General features: G+C 35.2%; 21 protein-coding genes. 8 read left to right on the plus strand and 13 right to left on the minus strand.

Translation table 11 applies throughout. The features are described from left to right. Window positions 1-10: 10 nt before the first annotated feature. Both thrC and thrB read left to right on the plus strand, forming a co-directional pair. Window positions 11-1,501: a threonine synthase gene (thrC, locus tag IV57_RS09740; RefSeq protein WP_057881330.1), complete on the plus strand. Its 1,491-nt coding sequence runs from the start codon at window positions 11-13 to the stop codon at window positions 1,499-1,501. Next, window positions 1,488-2,369: a homoserine kinase gene (gene thrB, locus IV57_RS09745; RefSeq protein WP_057881331.1), complete on the plus strand. Its 882-nt coding sequence runs from the start codon at window positions 1,488-1,490 to the stop codon at window positions 2,367-2,369. Before thrC ends, thrB begins: the two co-directional genes overlap by 14 nt. On the opposite strand, the gene IV57_RS09750 is transcribed toward thrB, so the two are convergent. Both IV57_RS09750 and IV57_RS09755 read right to left on the minus strand, forming a co-directional pair. Beyond that, entirely contained in the window at window positions 2,362-3,213 is an 852-nt protein-coding gene (locus tag IV57_RS09750; protein ID WP_057881332.1) for an AraC family transcriptional regulator, read from the minus strand. The two genes, thrB and IV57_RS09750, sit on opposite strands and share 8 nt — an antisense overlap. A gap of 366 nt (window positions 3,214-3,579) precedes the next feature. Further along, a complete protein-coding gene (locus IV57_RS09755; RefSeq protein WP_057881333.1) occupies window positions 3,580-4,545 on the minus strand; it encodes an agmatine deiminase family protein in 966 nt (321 codons plus the stop codon). A 204-nt stretch (window positions 4,546-4,749) separates the two neighbouring features. Here IV57_RS09755 and IV57_RS09760 point away from each other — a divergent pair, with 204 nt between their 5' ends. Beyond that, window positions 4,750-5,502, plus strand: coding sequence for a DeoR/GlpR family DNA-binding transcription regulator (locus IV57_RS09760; protein ID WP_057881334.1), 753 nt, complete (start codon window positions 4,750-4,752; stop codon window positions 5,500-5,502). Between the two features lie 10 nt (window positions 5,503-5,512). Then, entirely contained in the window at window positions 5,513-6,139 is a 627-nt protein-coding gene (locus IV57_RS09765) for an HAD family hydrolase (protein ID WP_057881335.1), read from the plus strand. A gap of 482 nt (window positions 6,140-6,621) precedes the next feature. Here IV57_RS09765 and IV57_RS09770 read toward each other — a convergent pair whose 3' ends face one another. The 6 genes from IV57_RS09770 to rpsN form a co-directional block, all read right to left on the minus strand. After that, entirely contained in the window at window positions 6,622-8,010 is a 1,389-nt protein-coding gene (locus IV57_RS09770) for a flavocytochrome c (RefSeq protein WP_057881336.1), read from the minus strand. 1 nt (window position 8,011) lies between these two features. Continuing rightward, the gene (locus IV57_RS09775) at window positions 8,012-9,397 is read right to left on the minus strand and encodes a class II fumarate hydratase (protein ID WP_057881337.1); all 1,386 of its coding nucleotides are present in this window, start codon (window positions 9,395-9,397) and stop codon (window positions 8,012-8,014) included. Between the two features lie 98 nt (window positions 9,398-9,495). Further along, complete coding sequence (locus tag IV57_RS09780; protein ID WP_057881338.1) at window positions 9,496-11,640, minus strand: glycoside hydrolase family 65 protein; 2,145 nt, start codon at window positions 11,638-11,640, stop codon at window positions 9,496-9,498. Window positions 11,641-11,987: 347 nt separating this feature from the next. Continuing rightward, window positions 11,988-13,520: a YfcC family protein gene (locus IV57_RS09785; protein WP_057881339.1), complete on the minus strand. Its 1,533-nt coding sequence runs from the start codon at window positions 13,518-13,520 to the stop codon at window positions 11,988-11,990. Window positions 13,521-13,605: 85 nt separating this feature from the next. Beyond that, window positions 13,606-13,719 carry a putative metal homeostasis protein gene (locus IV57_RS13230; RefSeq protein WP_162261220.1) on the minus strand — a complete coding sequence of 38 codons (114 nt, stop codon included), beginning with the start codon at window positions 13,717-13,719 and terminating at the stop codon, window positions 13,606-13,608. Between the two features lie 9 nt (window positions 13,720-13,728). Beyond that, entirely contained in the window at window positions 13,729-13,998 is a 270-nt protein-coding gene (gene rpsN, locus IV57_RS09790) for a 30S ribosomal protein S14 (protein ID WP_057881340.1), read from the minus strand. A 282-nt stretch (window positions 13,999-14,280) separates the two neighbouring features. Between rpsN and IV57_RS09795 the strand changes: the two genes are divergently transcribed. From IV57_RS09795 to IV57_RS09805, 3 genes are read left to right on the plus strand one after another with little or no spacing between them, the layout of a single operon-like run. After that, complete coding sequence (locus IV57_RS09795; RefSeq protein ID WP_057881341.1) at window positions 14,281-14,976, plus strand: MarR family winged helix-turn-helix transcriptional regulator; 696 nt, start codon at window positions 14,281-14,283, stop codon at window positions 14,974-14,976. Window positions 14,977-14,998: 22 nt separating this feature from the next. Then, window positions 14,999-16,765, plus strand: coding sequence for an ABC transporter ATP-binding protein (locus IV57_RS09800; RefSeq protein ID WP_157051944.1), 1,767 nt, complete (start codon window positions 14,999-15,001; stop codon window positions 16,763-16,765). 16 nt (window positions 16,766-16,781) lie between these two features. Then, window positions 16,782-17,069, plus strand: coding sequence for a putative quinol monooxygenase (locus tag IV57_RS09805; RefSeq protein WP_057881342.1), 288 nt, complete (start codon window positions 16,782-16,784; stop codon window positions 17,067-17,069). Window positions 17,070-17,142: 73 nt separating this feature from the next. On the opposite strand, the gene IV57_RS09810 is transcribed toward IV57_RS09805, so the two are convergent. The 4 genes from IV57_RS09810 to IV57_RS09825 form a co-directional block, all read right to left on the minus strand. After that, the gene (locus IV57_RS09810; RefSeq protein WP_057881343.1) at window positions 17,143-17,937 is read right to left on the minus strand and encodes an SDR family NAD(P)-dependent oxidoreductase; all 795 of its coding nucleotides are present in this window, start codon (window positions 17,935-17,937) and stop codon (window positions 17,143-17,145) included. A gap of 15 nt (window positions 17,938-17,952) precedes the next feature. After that, on the minus strand, window positions 17,953-18,792 hold the full coding sequence (locus IV57_RS09815; RefSeq protein WP_057881344.1) for an aldo/keto reductase: 840 nt from the start codon (window positions 18,790-18,792) through the stop codon (window positions 17,953-17,955). A 235-nt stretch (window positions 18,793-19,027) separates the two neighbouring features. Then, window positions 19,028-19,528: a macro domain-containing protein gene (locus IV57_RS09820; RefSeq protein WP_057881345.1), complete on the minus strand. Its 501-nt coding sequence runs from the start codon at window positions 19,526-19,528 to the stop codon at window positions 19,028-19,030. Window positions 19,529-19,545: 17 nt separating this feature from the next. After that, complete coding sequence (locus IV57_RS09825) at window positions 19,546-20,364, minus strand: Cof-type HAD-IIB family hydrolase (protein WP_057881346.1); 819 nt, start codon at window positions 20,362-20,364, stop codon at window positions 19,546-19,548. A 181-nt stretch (window positions 20,365-20,545) separates the two neighbouring features. On the opposite strand from IV57_RS09825, the gene IV57_RS09830 reads away from it, so the two are divergent. Then, window positions 20,546-21,649: a YdcF family protein gene (locus IV57_RS09830; protein WP_057881347.1), complete on the plus strand. Its 1,104-nt coding sequence runs from the start codon at window positions 20,546-20,548 to the stop codon at window positions 21,647-21,649. A gap of 51 nt (window positions 21,650-21,700) precedes the next feature. On the opposite strand, the gene IV57_RS09835 is transcribed toward IV57_RS09830, so the two are convergent. Beyond that, on the minus strand, window positions 21,701-22,162 hold the full coding sequence (locus tag IV57_RS09835) for a hypothetical protein (RefSeq protein ID WP_057881348.1): 462 nt from the start codon (window positions 22,160-22,162) through the stop codon (window positions 21,701-21,703). Between the last annotated feature and the right edge of the window lie 245 nt (window positions 22,163-22,407).

The raw sequence follows: 22,407 nt of genomic DNA on the forward strand, positions 1-22,407 counted from the left end.
GTTATAACCTATGAATACAAACTATACAAGTACCAGAAATAAGCAGATCCAAATCACCGCTAAAGATGCAATAAAAAAAGGCTTTGCTGATGATGGTGGTCTTTTCGTCTATCCGGAACTATCAGAATTAAAAATTGATTTAAAGTCATTACGTAATTTAAATTACCAACAACTTGCCCAAATCATCTTAACTAAATTATTACCTGACTTTTCCGAGGCCGAAATTGCTGAAAGTATCAACCATGCTTATGACAATAGTTTTGACAGTTCAAAAATAACTCCATTGATCTCCGTTAATAATTTTCATGTTCTCGAACTGTTCCACGGACCAACTAGTGCTTTCAAAGATGTTGGACTGCAAATGTTGCCCCAATTAATGAAACATGTCCTAACTCCTGAAGATAAAGTTATGATTTTGACTGCTACTAGTGGTGACACTGGTAAAGCTGCCTTAGAGGGCTTTAAAAATCTCAAAAAAATGGGAATCACCGTCTTTTATCCACACAACGGAGTCAGCAAAGTTCAACAATTGCAAATGCAGACGACTACTGGTCATAATACCGAAATCACCGCTATCAAAGGAAACTTTGATGATGCACAAACCAATGTTAAAAAGATTCTTAATGATAAACATCTCCAACAAGAACTCGGTTCTCATATCAGTCTTTCAAGTGCCAACTCCATCAATATTGGACGCTTGATTCCCCAAGTAGTTTATTATTTTTCAGCATATATGCAATTGATTGACCAAAATAAATTACAGCTCGGAGAAAAAGTTAATTTCACTGTTCCCACTGGTAACTTCGGTGATGTTTTGGCCGGTTACTATGCTAAGCAAATGGGTTTACCAGTAAATAAATTTATTGTTGCCAGTAATGAAAACAATGTTTTAACAAACTTTTTTAATAGCGGTATTTATAATCGTAATATTCCCTTTTTGCAGACTTTTGCACCTAGTATGGACATTCAAATATCCAGTAATTTTGAACGTCTACTTTATTACAAGAGTAACAAAGACACTGCTTACGTTAAGAAATTGATGGTTGACTTAGAAAAAAATGGCCACTATAAAGTGTCTCCTGATGTTTTATCACGGATTCACAATGACTTTTATTGTGGTTATTGTACGAACCAACAAATCGCAGATTCCATTGCTACCGTATATCAAAAAGATCATTATCTAATGGATCCACATACTGCGGTCGGCTATAAAGTTATGCGTGATTACCAAAAGAGCGGCGATAAAACACCCATGATTCTCTTGAGTACTGCCAGTCCGTATAAATTTGTTCGTGTTGTAGCTGATTCAATTCTGCCAGTTGTTCCTGATGATGATTTCTCAGCTATGCAAAAATTGGCCGCATTTACCAAGATTCCCATCCCTACTAACTTGGCCAAAGTATGGGAGCTTCCCATTTTACATACTGACGTCATTGCAAAAGATCAAATGGAAAATTATGTCAAAACGAAAGTTGAGGATGTCTTCTATGATAGAAATTAAAGTCCCTGCAACTAGTGCCAATATCGGTGTTGGTTTCGACTGTTTAGGTTTGGCCGTATCACTTTATTCAACAGTCTTATTCGAACCCAGCGACAAAAAGCTTACCATTAGTGGTTGTCCGGAGGGATTTCAAAATAGCCATAATTTGATCTATCAATCTTTTGTAGCTGCTTGTAATTTTCTTCAACGTCCCATTCCTAAGATTAAAATAACTATTCAAAATAATATTCCAATTTCTCGCGGTCTAGGTAGCTCTGCCTTTTGTATTGTTGCTGGCTTAGCAGGTGCTAACGCTTGGTTCGGTCAGCCGCTTTCTAAAACTCAATTATTAGAATTAGCGACAAAAGTAGAAGGACATCCGGATAACGTTGCCCCAGCTATCTTTGGCAAAATGATGGCCTCATTTATTGATGATGATCATAACGTGCAAACGGTCCCTTTTGAATTAGCAAATAATTTACATTTCATCGCAATAATTCCCAATTATACTGTCAACACTGATCAGGCTCGTAAAATTCTTCCTCAAGAGATGACATATCAAACTGCCACATACCAAATGGGACATGCGATTGCTTTATCAAAAGCTCTTGAAATCGGAGATTTTTCTCTGATCAAGACAGCCATTGTTGATAAAATGCACGAACCGTACCGTAGTCAACTCATCCCCGACTATCATCGGGTTAAACAAATCTGTGAGAATAATGCAGCGGTAATGTACATTAGTGGTAGTGGTTCAACCATGATGGCTATTACTAGCGATGAACTTATTTCTCAAAAATCTTTTAAGGAACTAAAAAAGGACTTCCCCCAATGGGAAGTCCTTCAACTAGAGATTGATACAACTGGAGTAACCTGCGCAATTAATTAGGTAAAACTTGCACCCGTTTTCGATATTCCAACGGTGTCTGCTTATACTTATCTTTAAATGCAGCATAAAAACTTTTCTCATCAGGAAAACCAGTATCAGCAGCAATTTTAACAAACTTATCATCGTTTATTTCAATCAATTCAGCTGCTTTTTGAATTCTCAAAAGGGTCAAATACTTTTTTGGTGAAACACCCAAATATTTTTTAAAAAGTTTTGAAAAATAAGCATAGCTATAATTATATATCTGGGCCATATCTGACAATTGAATATCATCTTGATATTCATTATGAAATTTTTCAATTATTTCTGAAATAACCTCAGGAATCTCATGTTCTGGTTCCTTATCAACTGTAAAGTTTTTTACTAGGATACTGATAAATTCGATTGCCATTGATAATTGATGTAAATGATCTTCTTCAGTATTATCCTGATTCTGATAATCTTTAATATCATTTATTAATTTCTTTAATTCATTACAGGCAGCCAATTGACTGTCTTTTTTTGGCGCCTTAATTAGAGCAAAACTCTTATGTCTGATCATTTGAGGTAAACAATGTCGTAACCAATCATAGTTTATTAACAACGTCACAATTCTTTGATTATTAGTTATTACCGTATCAAAACTATGAATCAATTGGGAATTGATCACATAAATGTCTCCTTCTTCCAAGTTATATTCCTGATCATCAATTTTCATGGTCCCGGGATTACCTTTTTCAATATATGAAACTTCAATTGCTTCATGCCAATGTGGCACAACATATTTCTTTCCAATTGGACGATGGTAGATACATTTAATTGGATTAATATAATCAAACTCAAGCAGTTCCATTGGAGTCGCCATAATTTAATTCTCCTTTATTTTCAAGACAAAAATTGGTAGTTGGCTAAATAAAAAATAAACTTATTAATATAATTGTAAGCGGATGCATCGTTTATTGTCAATCAGATTATTAAATAATCAAAATATCTAGAAACTGTATGGACAAAAAATGGTATATCTTAAAAACAATTCTTTTTCTACCTTATTATTGATAGATTGCCGTTTTGCGACCAAAAAAATCACCGATAAACCTGACTTGAACGTCAGATTTACCGGTGATTTATCTTTTAAAAGGGATGATTGCTGACAATACTTCTTGACTATGAAAGACACTTTTAGAAAGTTTGGCGAACCATCCATAAAACCATTGGCTCTTTAATACTATCTTTACAAGGCAAATTTATCTGGTGCATCCCAGGTCATACAGTGAATGGAGCCACCCAGTGTTGATAACTTCGCAACATTGATTGGAATAACTTTCTTATCAGTTTGTTTTTCAACTAATTTCAAAACTTGTTGATCCTTTTTCAATCCATACATCGGAAAATAAATCACTTGGTTAGTCTCCAACATATTGATATACAAGCCCTTGGCGGAAGCAATATTTTTGTCATATTGACCTTTGCTGGTATAAGACGATGGCAAAACTACAAACTTCATATCTGGTTCTTGTTTTAGAATTTGCTGTTCAACTTTTTTCAAAAAACCGGGTTCATAACTAAAATCGTTGATAAATATTTTCTTTCTATCAATAAACTTAACCATACCATCACTATGTCCAAGAACGTCACCTGGTTCCTTCGAGATAAAAATCACTTTCCTAACTTGCAATTTATCTTTTAATTCGTCAACTATCTCTTGTTTAGTCCAATCAGAATTATCATCGAAAACTTGTTTAGTTAAAATCACTGTCTGATCTCCGTTCCATTGCAAATTTCCACCATCCAAAATCAAATCAGATTTCCGATAATTATATCTCCCTTTAAGAAATTTATTAAAACGATTATTTAGATAACGGCTATCAGATTTCTTCAAATAATTGGGTGCATATCTAAACTTAACCATCTTCGTCGTGACCACCGGCGCAACATCACGAATCCAAATATCAGGGTAGTTAAAATCGAGCGTTTTATAATTAGTTTTGTTAGTATCTAAGGAAATAATTTTATCTTGATCATCGGCATTTCCTTGCAAATCGACATTAAATTTTTGTAATTCGTTTTTGAAAGGTTGGTAATATGTATCATCTTGATTGGGCATACTTGTATATATTGTCTGCGCTGCTGAAACAGAATTAGTAGTTTCAAAAATTGAAAATAAGGCCATAATTGAAGCAAAAATTATTTTTTTCATAAGTGATTCCTTCTTTCGAAAATAAGTATATCAGCCCTTTTTCTTTATTAATTATATAAAATATATAAAGCTGACCTTATCACTTAAATTTAGACTTGACAGCCAAGTTTATATAAATATATATATTTATATAATTGTGTTTTAAGTCAAAATAAGCTATTATCTATTTATAAATTAAAGTAGCTTATTTGGATGGTATAACTTATGCAAAAAGAACGTTTGGATTTGATATTAAAAACTCTTCAAGAACGACAGACTCTCAGTCTAAAAGAGATCATTGATTTAACCAATTCTTCTCGCGATACGGCTCGGCGTGACATTGTTAAATTATCTGATAACAACTTAGTAGAAAGAAACTATGGTGGCATCAGCTTACCTGATACTTTTAAAAAATTAGACAATTATTTAAAACGTAGTGATGACTTCGTTAATGCCAAGAAAGAACTTGCTAAACGAGCCGCAGTTTTCGCTCAACAGGCTACACAAATCTACTTAGATGTTTCGACAACTGTAGAATTTATGCCCAAATTTTTGACTAATCCTAATTTATTTGCGGTCACTAATTCCCTGGACATTGCTGACCAAATGTTACGCCATTCTGCTTGTAAGACGCGTATTTTGGGCGGAAATCTTGATGCTGAAAAACGTTGTGTCGTTGGGACTCGTCCCTGTTTAGATTTGGAAAACTATACGTTTGACTATGCTTTTCTCAGCAGTGTTGGAATTGATCAAGATGGTATCTATTATGCCTATGAAGACGATATTGATTACAAGGCCAAGATTCGTAAGCAATCGAAAAAATTAGTCTTATTACTCGATAATAGCAAAGTTAACGTTAAACATAATTTTAAAGTTCTCAATCTAAATCAAATTGATTACATCATCACCAATGATCAGTTGCCTCAAAAACTAATGAACAAACTATTAAAATCAAAAACTCAAATGATTTATATCTAAGGAGAAAATCATGAATAAAACAATTTTATTCGACGTTGATGGTACTTTAATTGATACGGAAAAAACGATTATCAAATCTTGGCAAAAAACCTTAAAGGACACTTTGAATATTGAGCCCACAGCTGAAGAATCATATTATATCCTCGGCATTCCTGGAACTAAGGCAGTTGAAAGATACTCTAATGATCCAGTTCAGAGCGAGCAACTATTAAAACTCTGGGAAGAAAATGATCATCAAATGTTTCATTACTCCAAGATATTTACTGGAATCGATTCAATGCTGCAACAGTTAAAAGCCCAAGACATCAACCTAGGTATCGTTACTTCTCGAACCAATCAGGAACTTCAAATCGTCTTCAATAATTTTGATATCAAAAAATACTTCGACATTTTCATTACAGCTTCAAAAACTAAACTTCATAAACCAAATCCCGAACCAATCCTAAAGGCACTCGAAACTCTTAAAATCGATCCTTCCGAAACCATGTATATTGGTGATTCAATTTACGATTTTCAATGCGCCCGTAATGCAAATGTCGAATTTGCTTTAGCCAGTTGGGGTGCCAAGGATAATCCCGAATTTGATAAGGTCGATCATTCACTAAAATATCCTACTGATTTACTTAATTTAATTTAACTAGCCAATCTAAATGTGGAATCTAATACACAATCTCCAGCCTAAATATGAAAACAGCGCTAACTCCAAAATGAGTTAACGCCATTTTTATATTTAATCCTTGATAATTAAACACATGCCATCCAATTTTTATTTAAATAAATCTTGAGACAATTGCTCGATAAGCATTAGGCATGGTTCTAGCAAAAATGACTGCTGCATGACCCATTCCTGTAATAATAGCTACTTTTGTCATATTGCGTTCTCCTTTAATGAACAATCGTTTAGCTTAAGCTTAAATAAAAAATTGATTTCATTCGATAATTTCTATCGAAATATCAATCAACTTCTTCAGTATAACTTGCAATGATATTTGATTCTTTTTTAATTGACTACTAAATATTATTTTGCAGCGTTTATTTTCGCATGAGTTAATAATAAACGGCCGTTCACTTATAGTCAAGCCCATTTTATGAAATAATCAATTAATTTCAAAAACATTCTTAATCTTTGAGATATTTATAAACTTGTTGACCTGCTTGACGACCAAAGACTACTGTCTCAGCTATAGAGTTTCCACCGATTCGGTTATTACCATGTAATCCTCCAGCAACTTCTCCAGCCGCAAATAGTCCTTTAATCACTTGGTTGTCTTCATTCAAAACTTGTGTCTTATGATTGATTGCCACACCACCCATTGTGTAATGAACTGCTGGGGCAATATGAATGGCATAAAATGGTCCATCAGAGATATTTCTTTCCATCCCAGTAGTTCGATTAAACTTAGAATCTTTTTGAGTTTCCACGGCTGCATTCCAATCATAAACCGTTTGTTGAAGTATTTGACTATCAACTCCGATTTCTTGGGCTAACTCTTCAACATTTTGACCAGTTTTAACTAAACCAACATGATCATAAAATTCAATTGCTTTAACTCGACTTCTAATATCACGATCAAAAATCAGATAAGCTCCCGTGCCACCCAAATCATCAATCGCCTTAGTCACATTCTTACGTGTATCTAATTCATTCACAAATCTCTTACCATCATTATTAACTAGAATGGCTCCCTCACCACGAACCGCCTCACCAATTAAAAAGGCATGCGGAGTATCCTGTTGAACGGTTGGATGAACTTGAACCTGATCCATATCAACTAATTTAGCACCAATCTTTTTGGCCAGTTTCAAGCCATCACCTGTAGCTCCTGGTTGGTTAGTTGTCCGTAAGTTTAATAAATCTGAACGATATTCAGCCAAAAGATCTTTTCCAGCACCAAAGCCACCGGTTGCCAAAACGACAGCATCAGTTGTAATCATAATCTCTTGATCAGTCAGAGCTTTAACCCCTGTAATCTGCCCCTTGTCGGTCAAAAGATCGGTTACTTTAATATTATCAAACAAAGGAATTTGATACTTAGCAATATATTTCAACAATTCTGTTACCAAGTAACCTCCAATGGGGGCTAGAGAACTGGGACGATGGGTTCTCATTGTTTTCATTCCTCCAGTGATTGTTAAATCATCCAGTTTAATATCATGCTGTGCTAACCAATCAATTGCTAAAGCTCCATGTTCAGTGAAAAACTTCAACAATTCTTGATTATTCATTTTGCCACCGCCGATAAAGGTCTCATTATAGAAATCCTCAAAACTATCAACGATTTTATGATTAAGTTGCACAAAAGTTTCTGCGGCATTCATTCCTGAAGATGCTCGTGTTGTATTCCCACCGATTTTATCCATTTTTTCCAAAATAACTGGTGAGAGCCCCAATTCATAAGCTTGAATAGCACTAGTTAAACCGGCCCCACCAGAACCAATAATTACTACATCATAATGATTTTTTAATTGCTTAAGATCAGTTGCTTCGAACACAAATTTTTCTGACATCTTATTTCTCCTCAATATTAGTCATATCAATCGGTACAACCCATTTATCAAATTGTTGCTCTGTTAGTAAACCAGATTTAATAGCTGCCACTTTCAATGTCGTTCCCGCACGTAGAGCCTGTTGAGCTATTTCTGCACTTTCATGATAGCCGATATGTGGTGATAAGGCCGTAACAGTCATCAACGAACGATCAACTAATTCCTTCATTCGATCTTCATTCACTGTTAAGCCAGCAATCATTTTGTCAGCAAATCCATACATTGTCCCAGTTAATAATTCAGCTGATTCCAAAAAGGCATTGATCAAAACTGGTTTATAGACATTCATTTCAAAATTACCCTGACTAGCAGCGATACTGATAGTCACATCATTGCCCATTACCCGAGCGGCAGCCATAGTAATTGCTTCCGCTTGCGTGGGATTAACTTTTCCCGGCATTATTGATGATCCAGGTTCATTGGCAGGAATATTTAATTCTCCATAACCTGATCTAGGACCACTACCTAAAAATCGGACATCATTAGCAATTTTCATCAAATCACTTGCCAAGGTTTTAATTGCACCATGAACAACATTCAAACCAGAATGAGCTGCTAAACCATAAAATTTATTAGTATCAGCAGTAAATTCATAATCATAGACTTGACTCATTTGTTCAGCAATCTTATCGGCAAAATGTGGTGCAGCATTCAAACCAGTTCCAACAGCTGTTCCACCCATAGCCAACTCAGCCAATGTCTTATTTAATTCTTGTAAATATGACAGATCATGTTCCAACATACTGACCCAACCGCTAACTTCTTGTCCAAAAGTAAGTGGTGTAGCATCTTGTAAATGTGTCCGACCAATCTTAACAACTTTCCAATATTTAATTTGTTTTCGTTTAAGTTCATCAATCAAGTGTTTTGTTGATTCTTCAAGCTTATCAACGGCCATGGCTGCAGTGATATTCATTGCTGTAGGGAAAATGTCGTTTGAACTTTGGCCATGGTTAACATCATCATTAGGCAAGATTTCGATTTTTGAATCGATTGTTTGGGCCACATGAGCGACAACTTCATTTACATTCATATTAGTCTGCGTACCCGAACCAGTTTGATAAACTACCAATGGAAAATCTTTACGTAATTTTGTATCATCCAAAACTAAAAGTTTTTCAACCGCAGCCACAATTAAATCAGCCTTTTTAGCATCAATTGCTTTTGCATCCTTATTCGCAATTGCGGCAGCTTTTTTAATTTGCAACAAAGCTTTAATAATCTCGAGTGGCATTTTTGCACCTGTGGAAAAATTATTACGACTACGTTCAGTTTGTGCACCCCAAAGTGCATCAACTGGAATTTTGACGGCACCTAAGGTATCTTCTTCAATTCTATAATCTGACATGATTTCCCTCCAAAACAAACTTATTATCTCAATTATAGCCGAGTTGAAACTTTCGCCCAAACAAAAAGAAGGCTTATTCAGCCCTCCAAAATAAAATCTTATGCTTGAATCATTTTCACTGTACCATCAACTCTAATTTTGATTGAAGCACCTGTTAATACTTCTATCTGAGTTGTCTTATTTGTATATGTGATCTGTAATAATCTACCTAAATATTGTAATCTAAGAGTTAATTTTTTCCATTCATCTGGTAGATGATTATCAATTGTTAACAAACCATCCTTAACTTGTAAACCACCAAAGCCATTAACTACGGTTAACCAACTACCACCCAAATTAGCCACATGCAAACCATCGGCAGTATTTTTTTGCAAGTCGACCAAATCTGTTTTAACAGTATCCATAAAGTAATCGTATGCCTTTGTTTTTAAATCAATTCTGGCTGCAATCGCACTAAAAATCGATCTAGAAAGCGAAGAATCATGCGTCGTGATTTTTTCATAATAATCATATTCTCTGAGATACTGTTCCTTAGACAAATCATCAAAAAGAAAGTCCGCCAACAAAGTATCCGCCTGCTTATTAACTTGATAACGATAAATCATCAAAGGATGGTAATGTAACAGCAACGGATAATTGTCTTTAGGGGTAGTGTCAAATGGCCAAATAGGTTTTTCAAAAGCACTGTCATCTTGTTGATTAATCCCCTTGATCTGATCATATGGTAGATAAACTGACTCAGAAATATTAGCCAATTCATTCCGTTCCTGATCGGTTACCCCCAACTCACGTGCCTTCTCTGGAAACTCATCAATTAAGTCAACGGCAAAGCCCATATTAAATTTGGCCATTCGATTGGTATAGTAATTGTTATTAACAATGGCCGTATATTCATCTGGACCTGTGACATCAAAAAAACAGAATTTCCTTTTACCATGTATCTCACTGAAGCTCCCAAAATTCTTCCAAAAACGAGCCGTTTCCAAAACTATTTCAAAGCCATAATTTTCCAAAAATTGTTTGTCATCGGTAACTTTATAATATCGATCAATAGCATAAGCAATATCGGCATCAATATGATATTGAGCCGTTCCTGCCGGATAATAGGCACTAGCTTCCTGTCCATTAATTGTCCGCCAAGCAAACAAAGCCCCTTTAGCAACACCTAATTCACGGGCTCGTTTTTTTGATGCTTCCAAAATACTGTATCGATATTTAATTAACTTTTGGGCAATCTGTGGGTTCGTATAAGCAAAAAATGGTGACATGTACATCTCTGTATCCCAGAAGTAATGCCCTTCATAACCTGTTCCTGATAATCCCTTAGCTGGAATATTAGTTTTGCCATCACGACCAGTTGATGAGGTCAATTGGAACAAATTATAATGAATGGCTTGATTCAAGCTATCATCACCAGTTATTTTAATTTCACTATTTTTCCAAAACTCTTCCCAAAATTCACTCGAGCCTTTTATGACTTCTTCAAACGTTGGCATATCAGTGAATTCTACTGGTTCATTGATTTCTCCCACTAATCCAATGACATCAAAATTAATTGTCTTCCCATCAGTTAATTCAAATTTTTGTTCCAAGGCAGCTGGAGTATAAATCGCCATCTCCAAATACATTTTACTAATTTGGGTTGTTATTTTTACTATTTCTGATTTAGAGTTCACATCATGTTTTTCATAAGTTAAAGTATGCACCGTTCGTGATTTTCGAGGATCATCTGTTTCCTCCCCATCACTAATAGCCTTTAGGTGTTTTACTATTTTGATTCGACCAGTATAATCAATTGGTTTAATTTCATAACGTAAACCAATTACCTGATTATTTGCCTGTTGTAAAGCACTTTTAACCGTTAATTCAACTGACTTACCCAAATCATTAGTTAATTTATAAGTTGATACTAAAACACCATTATTCATGTCTAACGATTCAGCTTTTAATTCTGATCGATGGAACACGTTTTGTTGTCCATCACATATTTTAATTTGACGTAAATCGGGCAGTTTTACAATTGTTTGATTATTCTTAGCATATCCAAAAGCCTTTTCACCATAAACAATTTCTGAAATTTCAAAAAAGCCATTCACAATGGTCCCTGCAGTATCCGAAATATTTACTGGATTACTAGCCCTAACTCCCAAGTGACCATTAGCAATGGAAAAGATAGTTTCTAAATAACTGGGATCATTAGATTTTAAATCGTTAATTGAAATAATTTTTGCATTATTAGTCATAATATCTACATCTCCAAATCAAAATATTTATATTCAATTTAAAGCTACACCCATGACTCTTTTCTGCAAAATATAAAGTCCTGTATAAACAAATTTATTTTAAAATTTTAAAAAAACGTTTATAAAATAACTATCTCCAATTTGGTTGGAACACAGTGGACCTTCGTTTATTCCCGTCTGGATAACTGATTTATTATTCTAAATCAAAAAAACACCATACTATTGTGAATTCCTTAATTGGAATCCGAAACAATAATATAGTGTGCTTTTTTAATTTTACAGTGATTATTCTATAAAAATCACTAGTAAATATAGACTGATCCAACCTCTGAAAGAACCGAGATTTCCTACTTAATCAAAACTCCCACGGTTAGGAAAATCAAAATCAGAATTACGATCATAATTAAGAGTTTTGTTACAAACTTTAACCATTTATCAAATCCAACTTTAACCATAGCCAGTGAGACCAAAATCAATCCTGTTGGTGCAATCAAACCAATCAAACCTTGTCCCCAGTTATAAGCATTGATGATCATTGAACGATCAATTCCCACAACATCAGCTAAAGGAGCCATGATTGGCATTGATAACACGGCTAAACCAGATGAAGATTGAATGAAGAATCCTAAAACGATGTAAACAAAGAACAAGACACAAATGAAGAGTACATTGTTCATGCCGCTGATTTGATTACTGAAGTAATGCATAATCGTATCGCTGACAAAACTCTTTTCCATTACGATTCCAACAGATCTAGCTAAACCAACAGTTAGAGCAACACCAAGTAAATCACCTGCTCCAGAAACAAAGCTATCAACAAACTTACTTTCCTTTAATCCAGCTGTAAAGATCAGTACATACGTTACTGCCAAGAAGACAACCGCAATTTCCGTAAAGTACCAACCTAATTGTTGAACCCCATAGATCATGACTACAAATCCTAAGGCAAAAACAATCAGTGACAATTTTTGACGCATTGTAAAATCACTCTTGGTAGTAAGATCCATATCACCCAAGAATCGTTCTTTATCAGTCGATGCTTGATCAGCCACTAGTGACTTTGAAGGATCTTTTCTAACTTTTTCTGCATAGTGAATCGTATAAGCAATTGAAATACCAACTGATGCGATCCACATCAAAATTCTCATCGGCATCCCATCAGTAAAGTTGATTCCGGCAGCATTTGAAGCAATTACAGTTGAGAACGGATTAATGGTTGAACTCATCGAACCAATCGCCGTTCCCAGATAAACCGCCGCCACCGCGGTCAACGTATCATATCCCGCTAACAAAAAGATTGGAATTAGGATTGGATAAAAGGCAATCGTTTCTTCCGCCAATCCAAAGGTTGTTCCCCCTAAAGCAATCAAAGAAGTGACAATAATAATCAACCACTTCTGTTTCCCCTTTAGTTTCTCAGAGAGCCGCATCATTCCGGAGTTCATCGCTCCTGTAGCATTAACGACCCCAATTACTCCACCAAGAATCAGAATGAAAACAATGATGTCTACACTATCAACGATACCCTGAACCTGTGAGGTCAAGAATTGATTGATAGTTCCAAAAACACCACGCTTAGGTTTTTTAATCTCATGATAAGTATTCGGAATTGCTGCCGGACGGTAAATTGTTCCATCCTTAAACTTCGATACTTTAATTTTGATTTTGTACTTATCAAGTGTCTTTTGGGTAGCACTCTCTTTTGTCGTCTTACCAGAGGCTTCAGTAATAACGAATTTGTTTAACCCCGAATTATATTCCAAGGTACTGTACTTACCTGAAGGAATAAAGAAAGTTAATGCCTGAACTAAAATTAAAACAATAATAATAACAGTATACGCGGACGGAAAGCTATGCTTTTTTTTCTTTGCAGTAGCCATAATTGTCCCTTCTTTCCCCATTAATTAAACTATTCACAAGTTAATTATAGCAGAGAAAGAAAACGTCAACATTATTATATTGATATTATTTATTTAGTTTTCTTTTACTATCTTTAATCGCACGTAAGGCTCTTTTTCTAGTTTTGATATTAGGACTCTTTAAATTTCTATAAGCTGTTGCTGTTGTCATCTTTTCCATAATTTCTCCCTACCAACTAGCTTTTTTTACACCCGGAATCTGACCGGCATGAGCTAATTGTCTAAAGTTCAAACGTGACATTCCAAATTTACGCATATAAGCATGAGGACGTCCGTCTAATGAATCGCGGTTCTTAATTCTTACAGGACTTGAATCACGAGGTAATTTGGATAGAGCAATGTAATCACCCTTAGTCTTTAGTTCCTTTCGAATCTGAGCGTATCGCTCAACTAATTCAAGTTGTTTCTTATTTCTAGCAATTTTTGATTTTTTTGCCATTATATTTTCTCCTAAAATTTTTCTATATATATTGTCAATTTCACTAGTAAATGATAATTTTTACTTTTTAGATTCTACTCACTTTATCATCAAGTGTCAAACAATTAGTTCATCGAAAAAAGATTCTGCTAACTATCTTGTTATTGAAGCGTTCTTGGACCTTTTCAAAAATAATTCAAATTAAACTGTTGACATTTAATTAGGTACCGAACTATAATTCATCTCGTGATAAAAGTTCGGTACCGTAACAATTCAAAATATAACAAAGCGAGGAAATTTAATATGAGTAAAATTTCAGATGATTTGATGAAACAATTAAGATTTATCAGTGAAGCGGGTAACTACTTCATGGGCCAAAAGAAACAAAAACTAACTGGCCAACAACGAGTTCTGGCTATTTTGAAACTTGAAGACGGTTTAACTCAAAATTATTTGGGTGAAGTTTTGGATCTCCGTCCTAGTTCAGTTGCAGAATTAATGAAGAAGATGGAAACAAACGGTGATATCACTCGTCAGGAAGACGAAAATGACAAACGCAGCAAAAAGGTTTACTTAACTGAGATCGGTCGTAAAAAAGCCGAAGATAATGCTTCACTCAAAAATGAAGATTACAGTGAAACTTTCTTTGCTGGTTTAAATTCAGACGAAAAGCAACAATTCAGTGACCATCTTCAAAAGATTTCCGATGGTTGGGATGATGAATTTAAACAAAATTCTAATAAATTCGTTGATCCAACCGACAAATTCAAAGCAATGTTAAATATGCGTGATCAAATGATGGATCTACGTGAAAACATGACACCTGAAGATATTGAGAATATCCGTCACGAAATGCGTCAGAATATGCATAATATGCCCTTTGAAGATGGAAATTGTATGCCCAATTTCGATAACCGTCGTCCCCATTCATTCGGTGAACATGGTCGCGGTCAAAGACCAGATTTCCACAATAACTTTTGGAATGGTAACAGAGATTAATTAAATTTGTGAGGATAGTAAAATGCGCGATGGAGCAATGATGCAACGAGATTTACCAAAGAGAACCGGTAAATTTAAGACGAAAGATTTCTTTCATTTAATCAACAGTGTTAATCCTAAAAAGTCACTGTTTGTTTTAGGAATGCTATTGAGTTTAGTTACCAGTGGGGCCAGTTTAATCGTGCCTCAGTTAACCAAGGGTTTGGTTGATACTAGTGGTTTGTCCAAAATTGACGGCAAAATGTTAGCCGTTTTAATTCTAGCTTTCTTAATTCAATTAGGATTTGGAACAGTTGGAGGTTATATTCTACGTTATGTTGGTGAGAGTTCTGTTAAAACTTTACGTGAAAAACTTTGGGCTCACCTATTAAAATTACCAGTTGATTATTTTGATGATCATAAATCTGGTGAAAGTAGTTCCCGATTGGTTAATGATACTAGTGTTATCAAAGACCTGATCACTTCTCAATTCCCTAATTTCATTACTGGAGCAATCCAATTAGTTGGTTCAATGATTATTTTATTCTTCATGGATTGGAAAATGGCTTCATTAATGTTCAGCATTGTACCGATTATTGTTTTGATCCTTTTACCCATTGGACGAATCATGTCAAAACTAGGCCGCAAATTACAAGCAGCCACTGCTGACTTTAATGCCGATGCCAGTGAAAAATTATCAGAAGTTCGTTTGATCAAATCCAGTAATGGTGAAGCTTTTGAAAAAAAGACTGGTGGAGACTTTATCGATCGGATCTTCAAGGTTGGTATTAAAGATGCTAAAATTGAAGCCGTCTTACAACCAATTATGACTACTGCCATGTTGGGAATTTTCGTAGGAATCCTCGGTTATGGTGCTGTTAGAATTCAACAAGGCACTCTCTCCAGTGGCTCTCTAGTAGCCTTTCTACTATACTTGTTCAATATTATTACCCCAGTAGCTAGCTTTGCTACCTTCTTCTCTCAGGTTCAAAAAGCTATGGGATCAACTGAAAGAATTCAAGAAATTTTAAACACTGAACCAGAAATTTCTACATCTGATAAAGCCATCGATGTTGAAGGACAAGTGGTTACTGCTAATCATCTTGATTTCAGTTATGATGCTGACCACCAAATCCTTCATGATGTCTCCTTTGAGGCTAAACCTAATACCGTGATTGCTTTTGCCGGACCATCCGGTGGTGGTAAATCAACCATCTTCTCACTACTGGAAAGATTTTATCAACCTGACAACGGTTCAATTCTAATTGGTAAAAATGATATTAAAAATATTGACCTTGCCAGTTGGCGTTCACAAATCGGTTACGTTTCACAAGATAGCGCCGTCTTTGCCGGCAGTATTCGTGATAATCTTCAATATGGTTTGGATCGCAAATTAACTGATGACGAATTATGGCATGGCTTATCATTAGCCTACGCCGATGAATTTGTCCGTGATTTCCCTGAACAACTAAATACCCAGATTGGTGAGCGTGGCGTGAAGTTATCTGGTGGTCAAAAACAACGTATCGCCATTGCCCGGGCTTTCTTACGCGATCCTAAGATTTTGATGTTAGATGAGGCTACAGCCAGTCTTGATTCCGAATCAGAAGAGAAAGTTCAACGTGCTTTGGACCAATTAATGGTTGGTAGAACTACTTTAGTCATTGCACATCGACTTTCAACTATTGTTGATGCTGATCAAATTTACTTCATTGAACACGGTTCAGTTACTGGACATGGTACACATAAAGAAATGATGAAAGACCACGAATTATACGCTCAATATGTCAGTGAGCAAGTCGTTAATTAAGCAGGAAGAAAAAATTATGGAAAATATACAAGTTATTGTTCGTTTAAAAACAACTCCCTCACAACTTGAGGATGCAAAGGAACTACTAATTAGTTTGATAAAGCCGATTCACGCTAATCCCAATAATTTAGAATTTCGTGTGATGCAAGATACAAATGATTTAACTCAGTTTACCTTGCTTGAATCATGGTCTAGCTTTGAGGCCATTAAGGAACATTCTAAACTTGATTTCATGGTTCAATTTGCCAAAGTAAAAGACACAATTTTTGAAACAAGCTCAGCTGAAATAGTTAATGAGTTTTAATACTTATTAATAATAAGCGATGGGCCAAACAGGCAGCAGTAATCAACATACGATTACTACTGCCTGTTTACTTTTAGAATATCGTTGGAACTAATCCCCCATCAACTCTGAGTGCTTCTCCCGAAAATGATGAAGCATCTGGGCTAGCTACAAAAGCCGTAAACCGACCAATTTCCTCAGGACGAATTAAGCGTTGAATTTGGGAACGTGAGCGATGATTCTTCATGAAATCCTTTTCCCATTTATCTTTTGGCAAATCGCTGTCTTGATACATTTTGTTCAACATTGTTTGCACACCTTCAGTCAAGGTGGAACCAGGCATGATCGTATTGACCGTCACATGTGTATCAACTGTTAATTTAGATAAACTCTTAGCTAATGACAAATTCATCGATTTAGTCATACTATACTGTGGCATTTCACCAGAAGGCATTATGGCCTCTTCACTAGCTATAAAAATAATTCGACCAAAATCTTGTTTAAGCATCTTAGGTAAATAAAATTTGGCTAAAGCATTACCAGCTAATACATTGATTTGAAAGAATTTTTCCCACGTGGCATCATCAATCTCATCATATGCCATTGGTTGAAAAATCCCCATATTGTTAACTAGAATATCTACTTTGGAAATTTTCTGAAATAAGTTCTCACGATCACTTGCCTTAGCTAAATCCGCCGCTACTCCAAGTGGTTTTGTCTTAGGAAAGTTATGCTTAATTTCAGTAACAACCGCATCTACTTCTGCTTGCTTCCTACCATTAATAACAACATCAGTTCCCTCACGGGCCATTTCGATAGCAATTGCTTTACCAATACCCTTAGTTGAACCAGTTATCAAAGCCAATTTATTAGTTAAATGAAGATCCATAATAATTCCTCCTATTTAGAAATCAAACTCATCCGGATTAGGTCCGATACGTAAATTCTCGTTCATAGCATCAATTTTGTCCATATCAGCTTGATCCAAAGAAAAGTCGAAAATGTCGGCATTACTTTGCATTCGCATCGGATGAACTGATTTAACAACTAATAAGACATCCCTTTGAATATCCCAACGAAGAATTACTTGAGCAGTTGATTTACCATGTTTTTCAGCAATCTCTTGCAACGTTGGGTCCTTTAGAATCTTACCTTGCATCAAGGGTGACCAAGCTTGGACCCTGATGTCATGTTCGGATGCATATTGACGAATTTCAGCTTGATCAAGCTTAGGATGCGATTCAATTTGATTTAAAACAGGCGTCACTGTGGCATATTTTGCTAATTCTTTTAAATGATGTACTTGGAAATTGCTGACGCCGATTGCCTTGATCTTACCTTCTTTATACAATTGCTCCAAGGCTAGGTATGAATCCTTAAATGAATCATCACCCGGCCAGTGAATTAAATAAAGGTCTAAATAATCCAAACCTAATTTTTCTAAACTGTCATTGGCAGCGACAATCGTTTCATCATATGAAATGTGATTATTCCAAACTTTTGAAGTGATGAAAAGATCTTCCCGTTTTAAATTATTTTCTTTTAAACCACGACGAATTCCTTCGCCAGTTCCTTCTTCATTACCATAAACCTGTGCTGTATCGATCAAACGGTAACCTTGTTTGATTCCGTTAGCTACGACTTCAGCTGTTTCTTCATTAGGTATTTGAAAAACACCCAAACCTAATCCAGGAATATTTGTGCCATTGTTTAATTCTATGCGATCATTTAGTGAAGTAATCATATATTTATTTCTCCTTGTTAGTTAATTCGTATTCATAATATAAACCGAATCGATTAATTTAGATAGTACGTACCTTTTTGTACCTGTAAAAAGAATTAACCTGCCTCAACGTATATCTTTATATATTATTATGTTTTTATACCAACTGCACCTTTGATGCTTTGAGTACATTTGGTTAATTTATTCCAAAACAAAACCCGTTGATTTCATAATTACATCAACGGGCCAATTAGTCTTATTGGTTCAAATATTTCTCAGTAAGTTTTTCTGTTGTGGCATCAAAAGCTACAAAGTATATCTTTGCATCAAGATCAAATTCTTTAACGGTATCTATTGCCACTTTTATAGCTTCCTCCACAGGATAACCATAAACTCCTGTGCTAAGAAATGGTAAAGCCAGCGAATTTACTTCTAATTCTGTCGCAATTGTCATAATAGCCTTATAGGCCTCGATTAGTAATTCTTGCTCTCCATGATCCCCATCTAAATAATGCGGTCCAACTGCATGAATCACATAATCAGCATTGAGCTTATAGGCCTCAGTATATACAGCTGTCCCTGTGGGAGTACCACCAAACTTCAACATTGCCCGCCCCAAATCAGGACCAGCCTTTTGATTCAATGCACCATCGACTCCACCACCTGGTACTAAAGCACTGTTGGCTGCGTTAACTAAAGCATCAACGTGCAATGGTAGATATGAAATATCACCTTTGATTACGGAAATTTTCTCCATAATAATTACTTCTTTCATTACAAAACATATTTTTCAATAGCTAGCGAAACACCATTGTGATTATTGGTCTCTGTTATTACATTAGCACATTTTTGTACTTCAATTGGAGCATTCTGCATCGCTACACCTAAACCTGAGGCTTTTAGCATTGGTACATCATTGAAGTTGTCGCCCAAAGTCATCGTCTGATCCAACGACAGTTTATAAGTCTTGGTTAATTCTCGAAGTGCCATTTCTTTAGAAGCATTAACGTTCGTTATCTCTAAGTAGTTAGGCTTAGAAAGATAGAAAGAACTATCAGGTAATTTATCAGACTGTAAGTCCTGCATCAATTGCTTGATTTCTGCTGATTCACTGACTAATAATAATTTATGAATCGGTACTTGATGACCTTCCACCAACTTACTCAAATCAGTTTCAATTGGAGTTAATTTAGTGATATCTGATTCAATTTTGACCCACTTATCAATTTGTTCCACATACCAATCAGCTCCTGAATACAGATTGATTGAAACCTGTGGAAATTTATCATGAACAATCGAAATAATTTTTTGAACTTCAGTGATATCCAATTCATGACTCAAGATGGTTGAATATTTATTGTTTTGTAAATCCTTAACCACCAAAGCCCCGTTGTAACAAGCAATGGGATTATCCAAAACATCCAGTTCCTTAGCAATTAGAAGCATTCCTTCTGGAGAACGTGCTGATGCTAATACAAACGGAATATCTTTTTGACGTAATTTATCCACTGCCTCTTTTAATCCACTATCAATTACATTTTCGTCATTTAATATCGTGCCATCTATATCACTCAAAATTAATTTAATATCCATTTTTGTACACCTCAATATATTTTTTAGTGTTTGAAAAATTTCACTAATCTCTAATATCATCGTAACATTTTCAGTTAATTTTACGTAGGTACGATTAATGGCAAAAGTTTCTAGCTATGCTAAAATTAATATGATTATTTCGGGGGAAATAACAATTTATTTGTCAAAGTGAGGCGATCTTATGAACCAACTTACTCCGTACATGGATGTGCTGCAAAAAGTCTCGGCTTATTGGGGAGTTGCAACTATCATCCTGTTCGGAATCTTCCTATACTTGTGGTTAAAAGAACCACGACGTTTACTCAACGGAATAACTTTTACGATTTTCTTTCTTAGCTTCCTAACAGAGTTAGCAATCTTGATTTTTAGCACTGGTAATCTTCCCTTCGTTGTCATTATGGGGATGTTATTTTTGCTAATACTGGGTGTTATCTCCATCACTCTGATCTTTATGTGGGTTTTATTATTGTGGAACGCCATCGTTGTTTGGAAACGAGAAAGTCATACCCTTTCCAATATGTTGACCCTATTTCTAGCGATTGGCTTGATTGCCCTCTGGTTTGCTAACGCCTTTATGGCTGGACATGCTAAATTTCTACCTGATTGGTTCAACACTTTAATCTCTGGTTTACCGGCTATTGGTCTTTATCTAGTCATTTGTTCATATAATTTTTTAGCCAATGTATTTCTCTATCAATTTTTCCCTCGACGTTACCAAGCCAATTACTTGATTGTCTTGGGCGCAGGATTGATCAATGGCGATACAGTTTCACGCTTGTTAGGTAATCGGATCGATGCTGCTATCAAGTTTGCTAATAAACAAATTAAAAAAGGCCGCCCTACTCCTAAGATTGTTTTCTCCGGTGGGCAAGGTCCGGACGAGAAATTATCGGAAGCTCAGGCCATGGCCGATTATGCAGTTGCTCATGGTTGGGATAAAGATTTAGTTATCTTAGAGGATAAATCTCGTAATACTCTGCAGAACATGCAATTTTCCAAAGCTATCATTGCTAAGGATTATGGCAGTGAGAATGCTTATATCAAATTTTTCAGTAATAATTATCATATCTTCCGTGCTGGTTTATATGCTAAAATGGCCGGTATTGCTGCGAATGGAGTTGGAGCACCAACAAGATTTTATTTTTTACCAAATGCTCTGATTCGTGAATTTGTGGCTATTCTCTTAATGAATAAAAAACGACACATGATTATGATCGGTTTGATAACACTTATGATTTTACTCATGGTTGCTTTAGCGATCTACGTCGATATTGTTGGACAATAATATAAAACCTCTAATTCAAAATGAATTAGAGGTTTTTGTTTACAAATACTTTTAAAAATTACCTTTAAGTGGAAAATAGCTCTCCCGAATAATTCCCGCCAAACTAGACCTTTGACGAACAAAACTGCAACGGTCCACAAATTCAACTGGTGTCTCAGCACCTTCAACCAATTTCACACCAATCTCTCGTTTCCCCGCGGGATTTATGCTGTATTCGATACTAATTACCAAACCATTGTCGTAAAAAATATATGACCAGCGCATGTTATTGACCACAAAATCACTGACCTCTAAAGCCTTATATGGTAAATCCAAACCTTGTCCCAATAAAATAGCTTTAATTCGATTAAAAATTTCTGGATTTTCATCGACGGCCATGGTTACAAATTCAGTCTGATAATTATTTCGAAAATATCTTGCTTCATGAGCTCTAATTCCAGCTAATCCTTCTGCAAATGGTGAACCCTCAAAACCAGTTAATTCAACTTGTTTAAAATTTACTTTATATGACATTACAATTCCTCTTTAATTAGAATTTAATCCTTGATAGCACCATAAATCATAGGTATTAATCTAATATTTACTGTATTTAGAACATGATAATTACTACTATTCTCTTAATTCACCAATCGTACAACGATAATCCCAAACAAGCAAATAACATTACAATTACATAAAAAAAATAATAGTCAAATATGTTTAAACTAATGTTAAAAGATATTATAATTAGAATAATAGAAGCTAATTTTTAAATTATT

Origin of the sequence: Companilactobacillus kimchiensis (assembly GCF_001438805.1) — a bacterium.
GTDB classification, from domain to species: Bacteria; Bacillota; Bacilli; order Lactobacillales; family Lactobacillaceae; genus Companilactobacillus; species Companilactobacillus kimchiensis.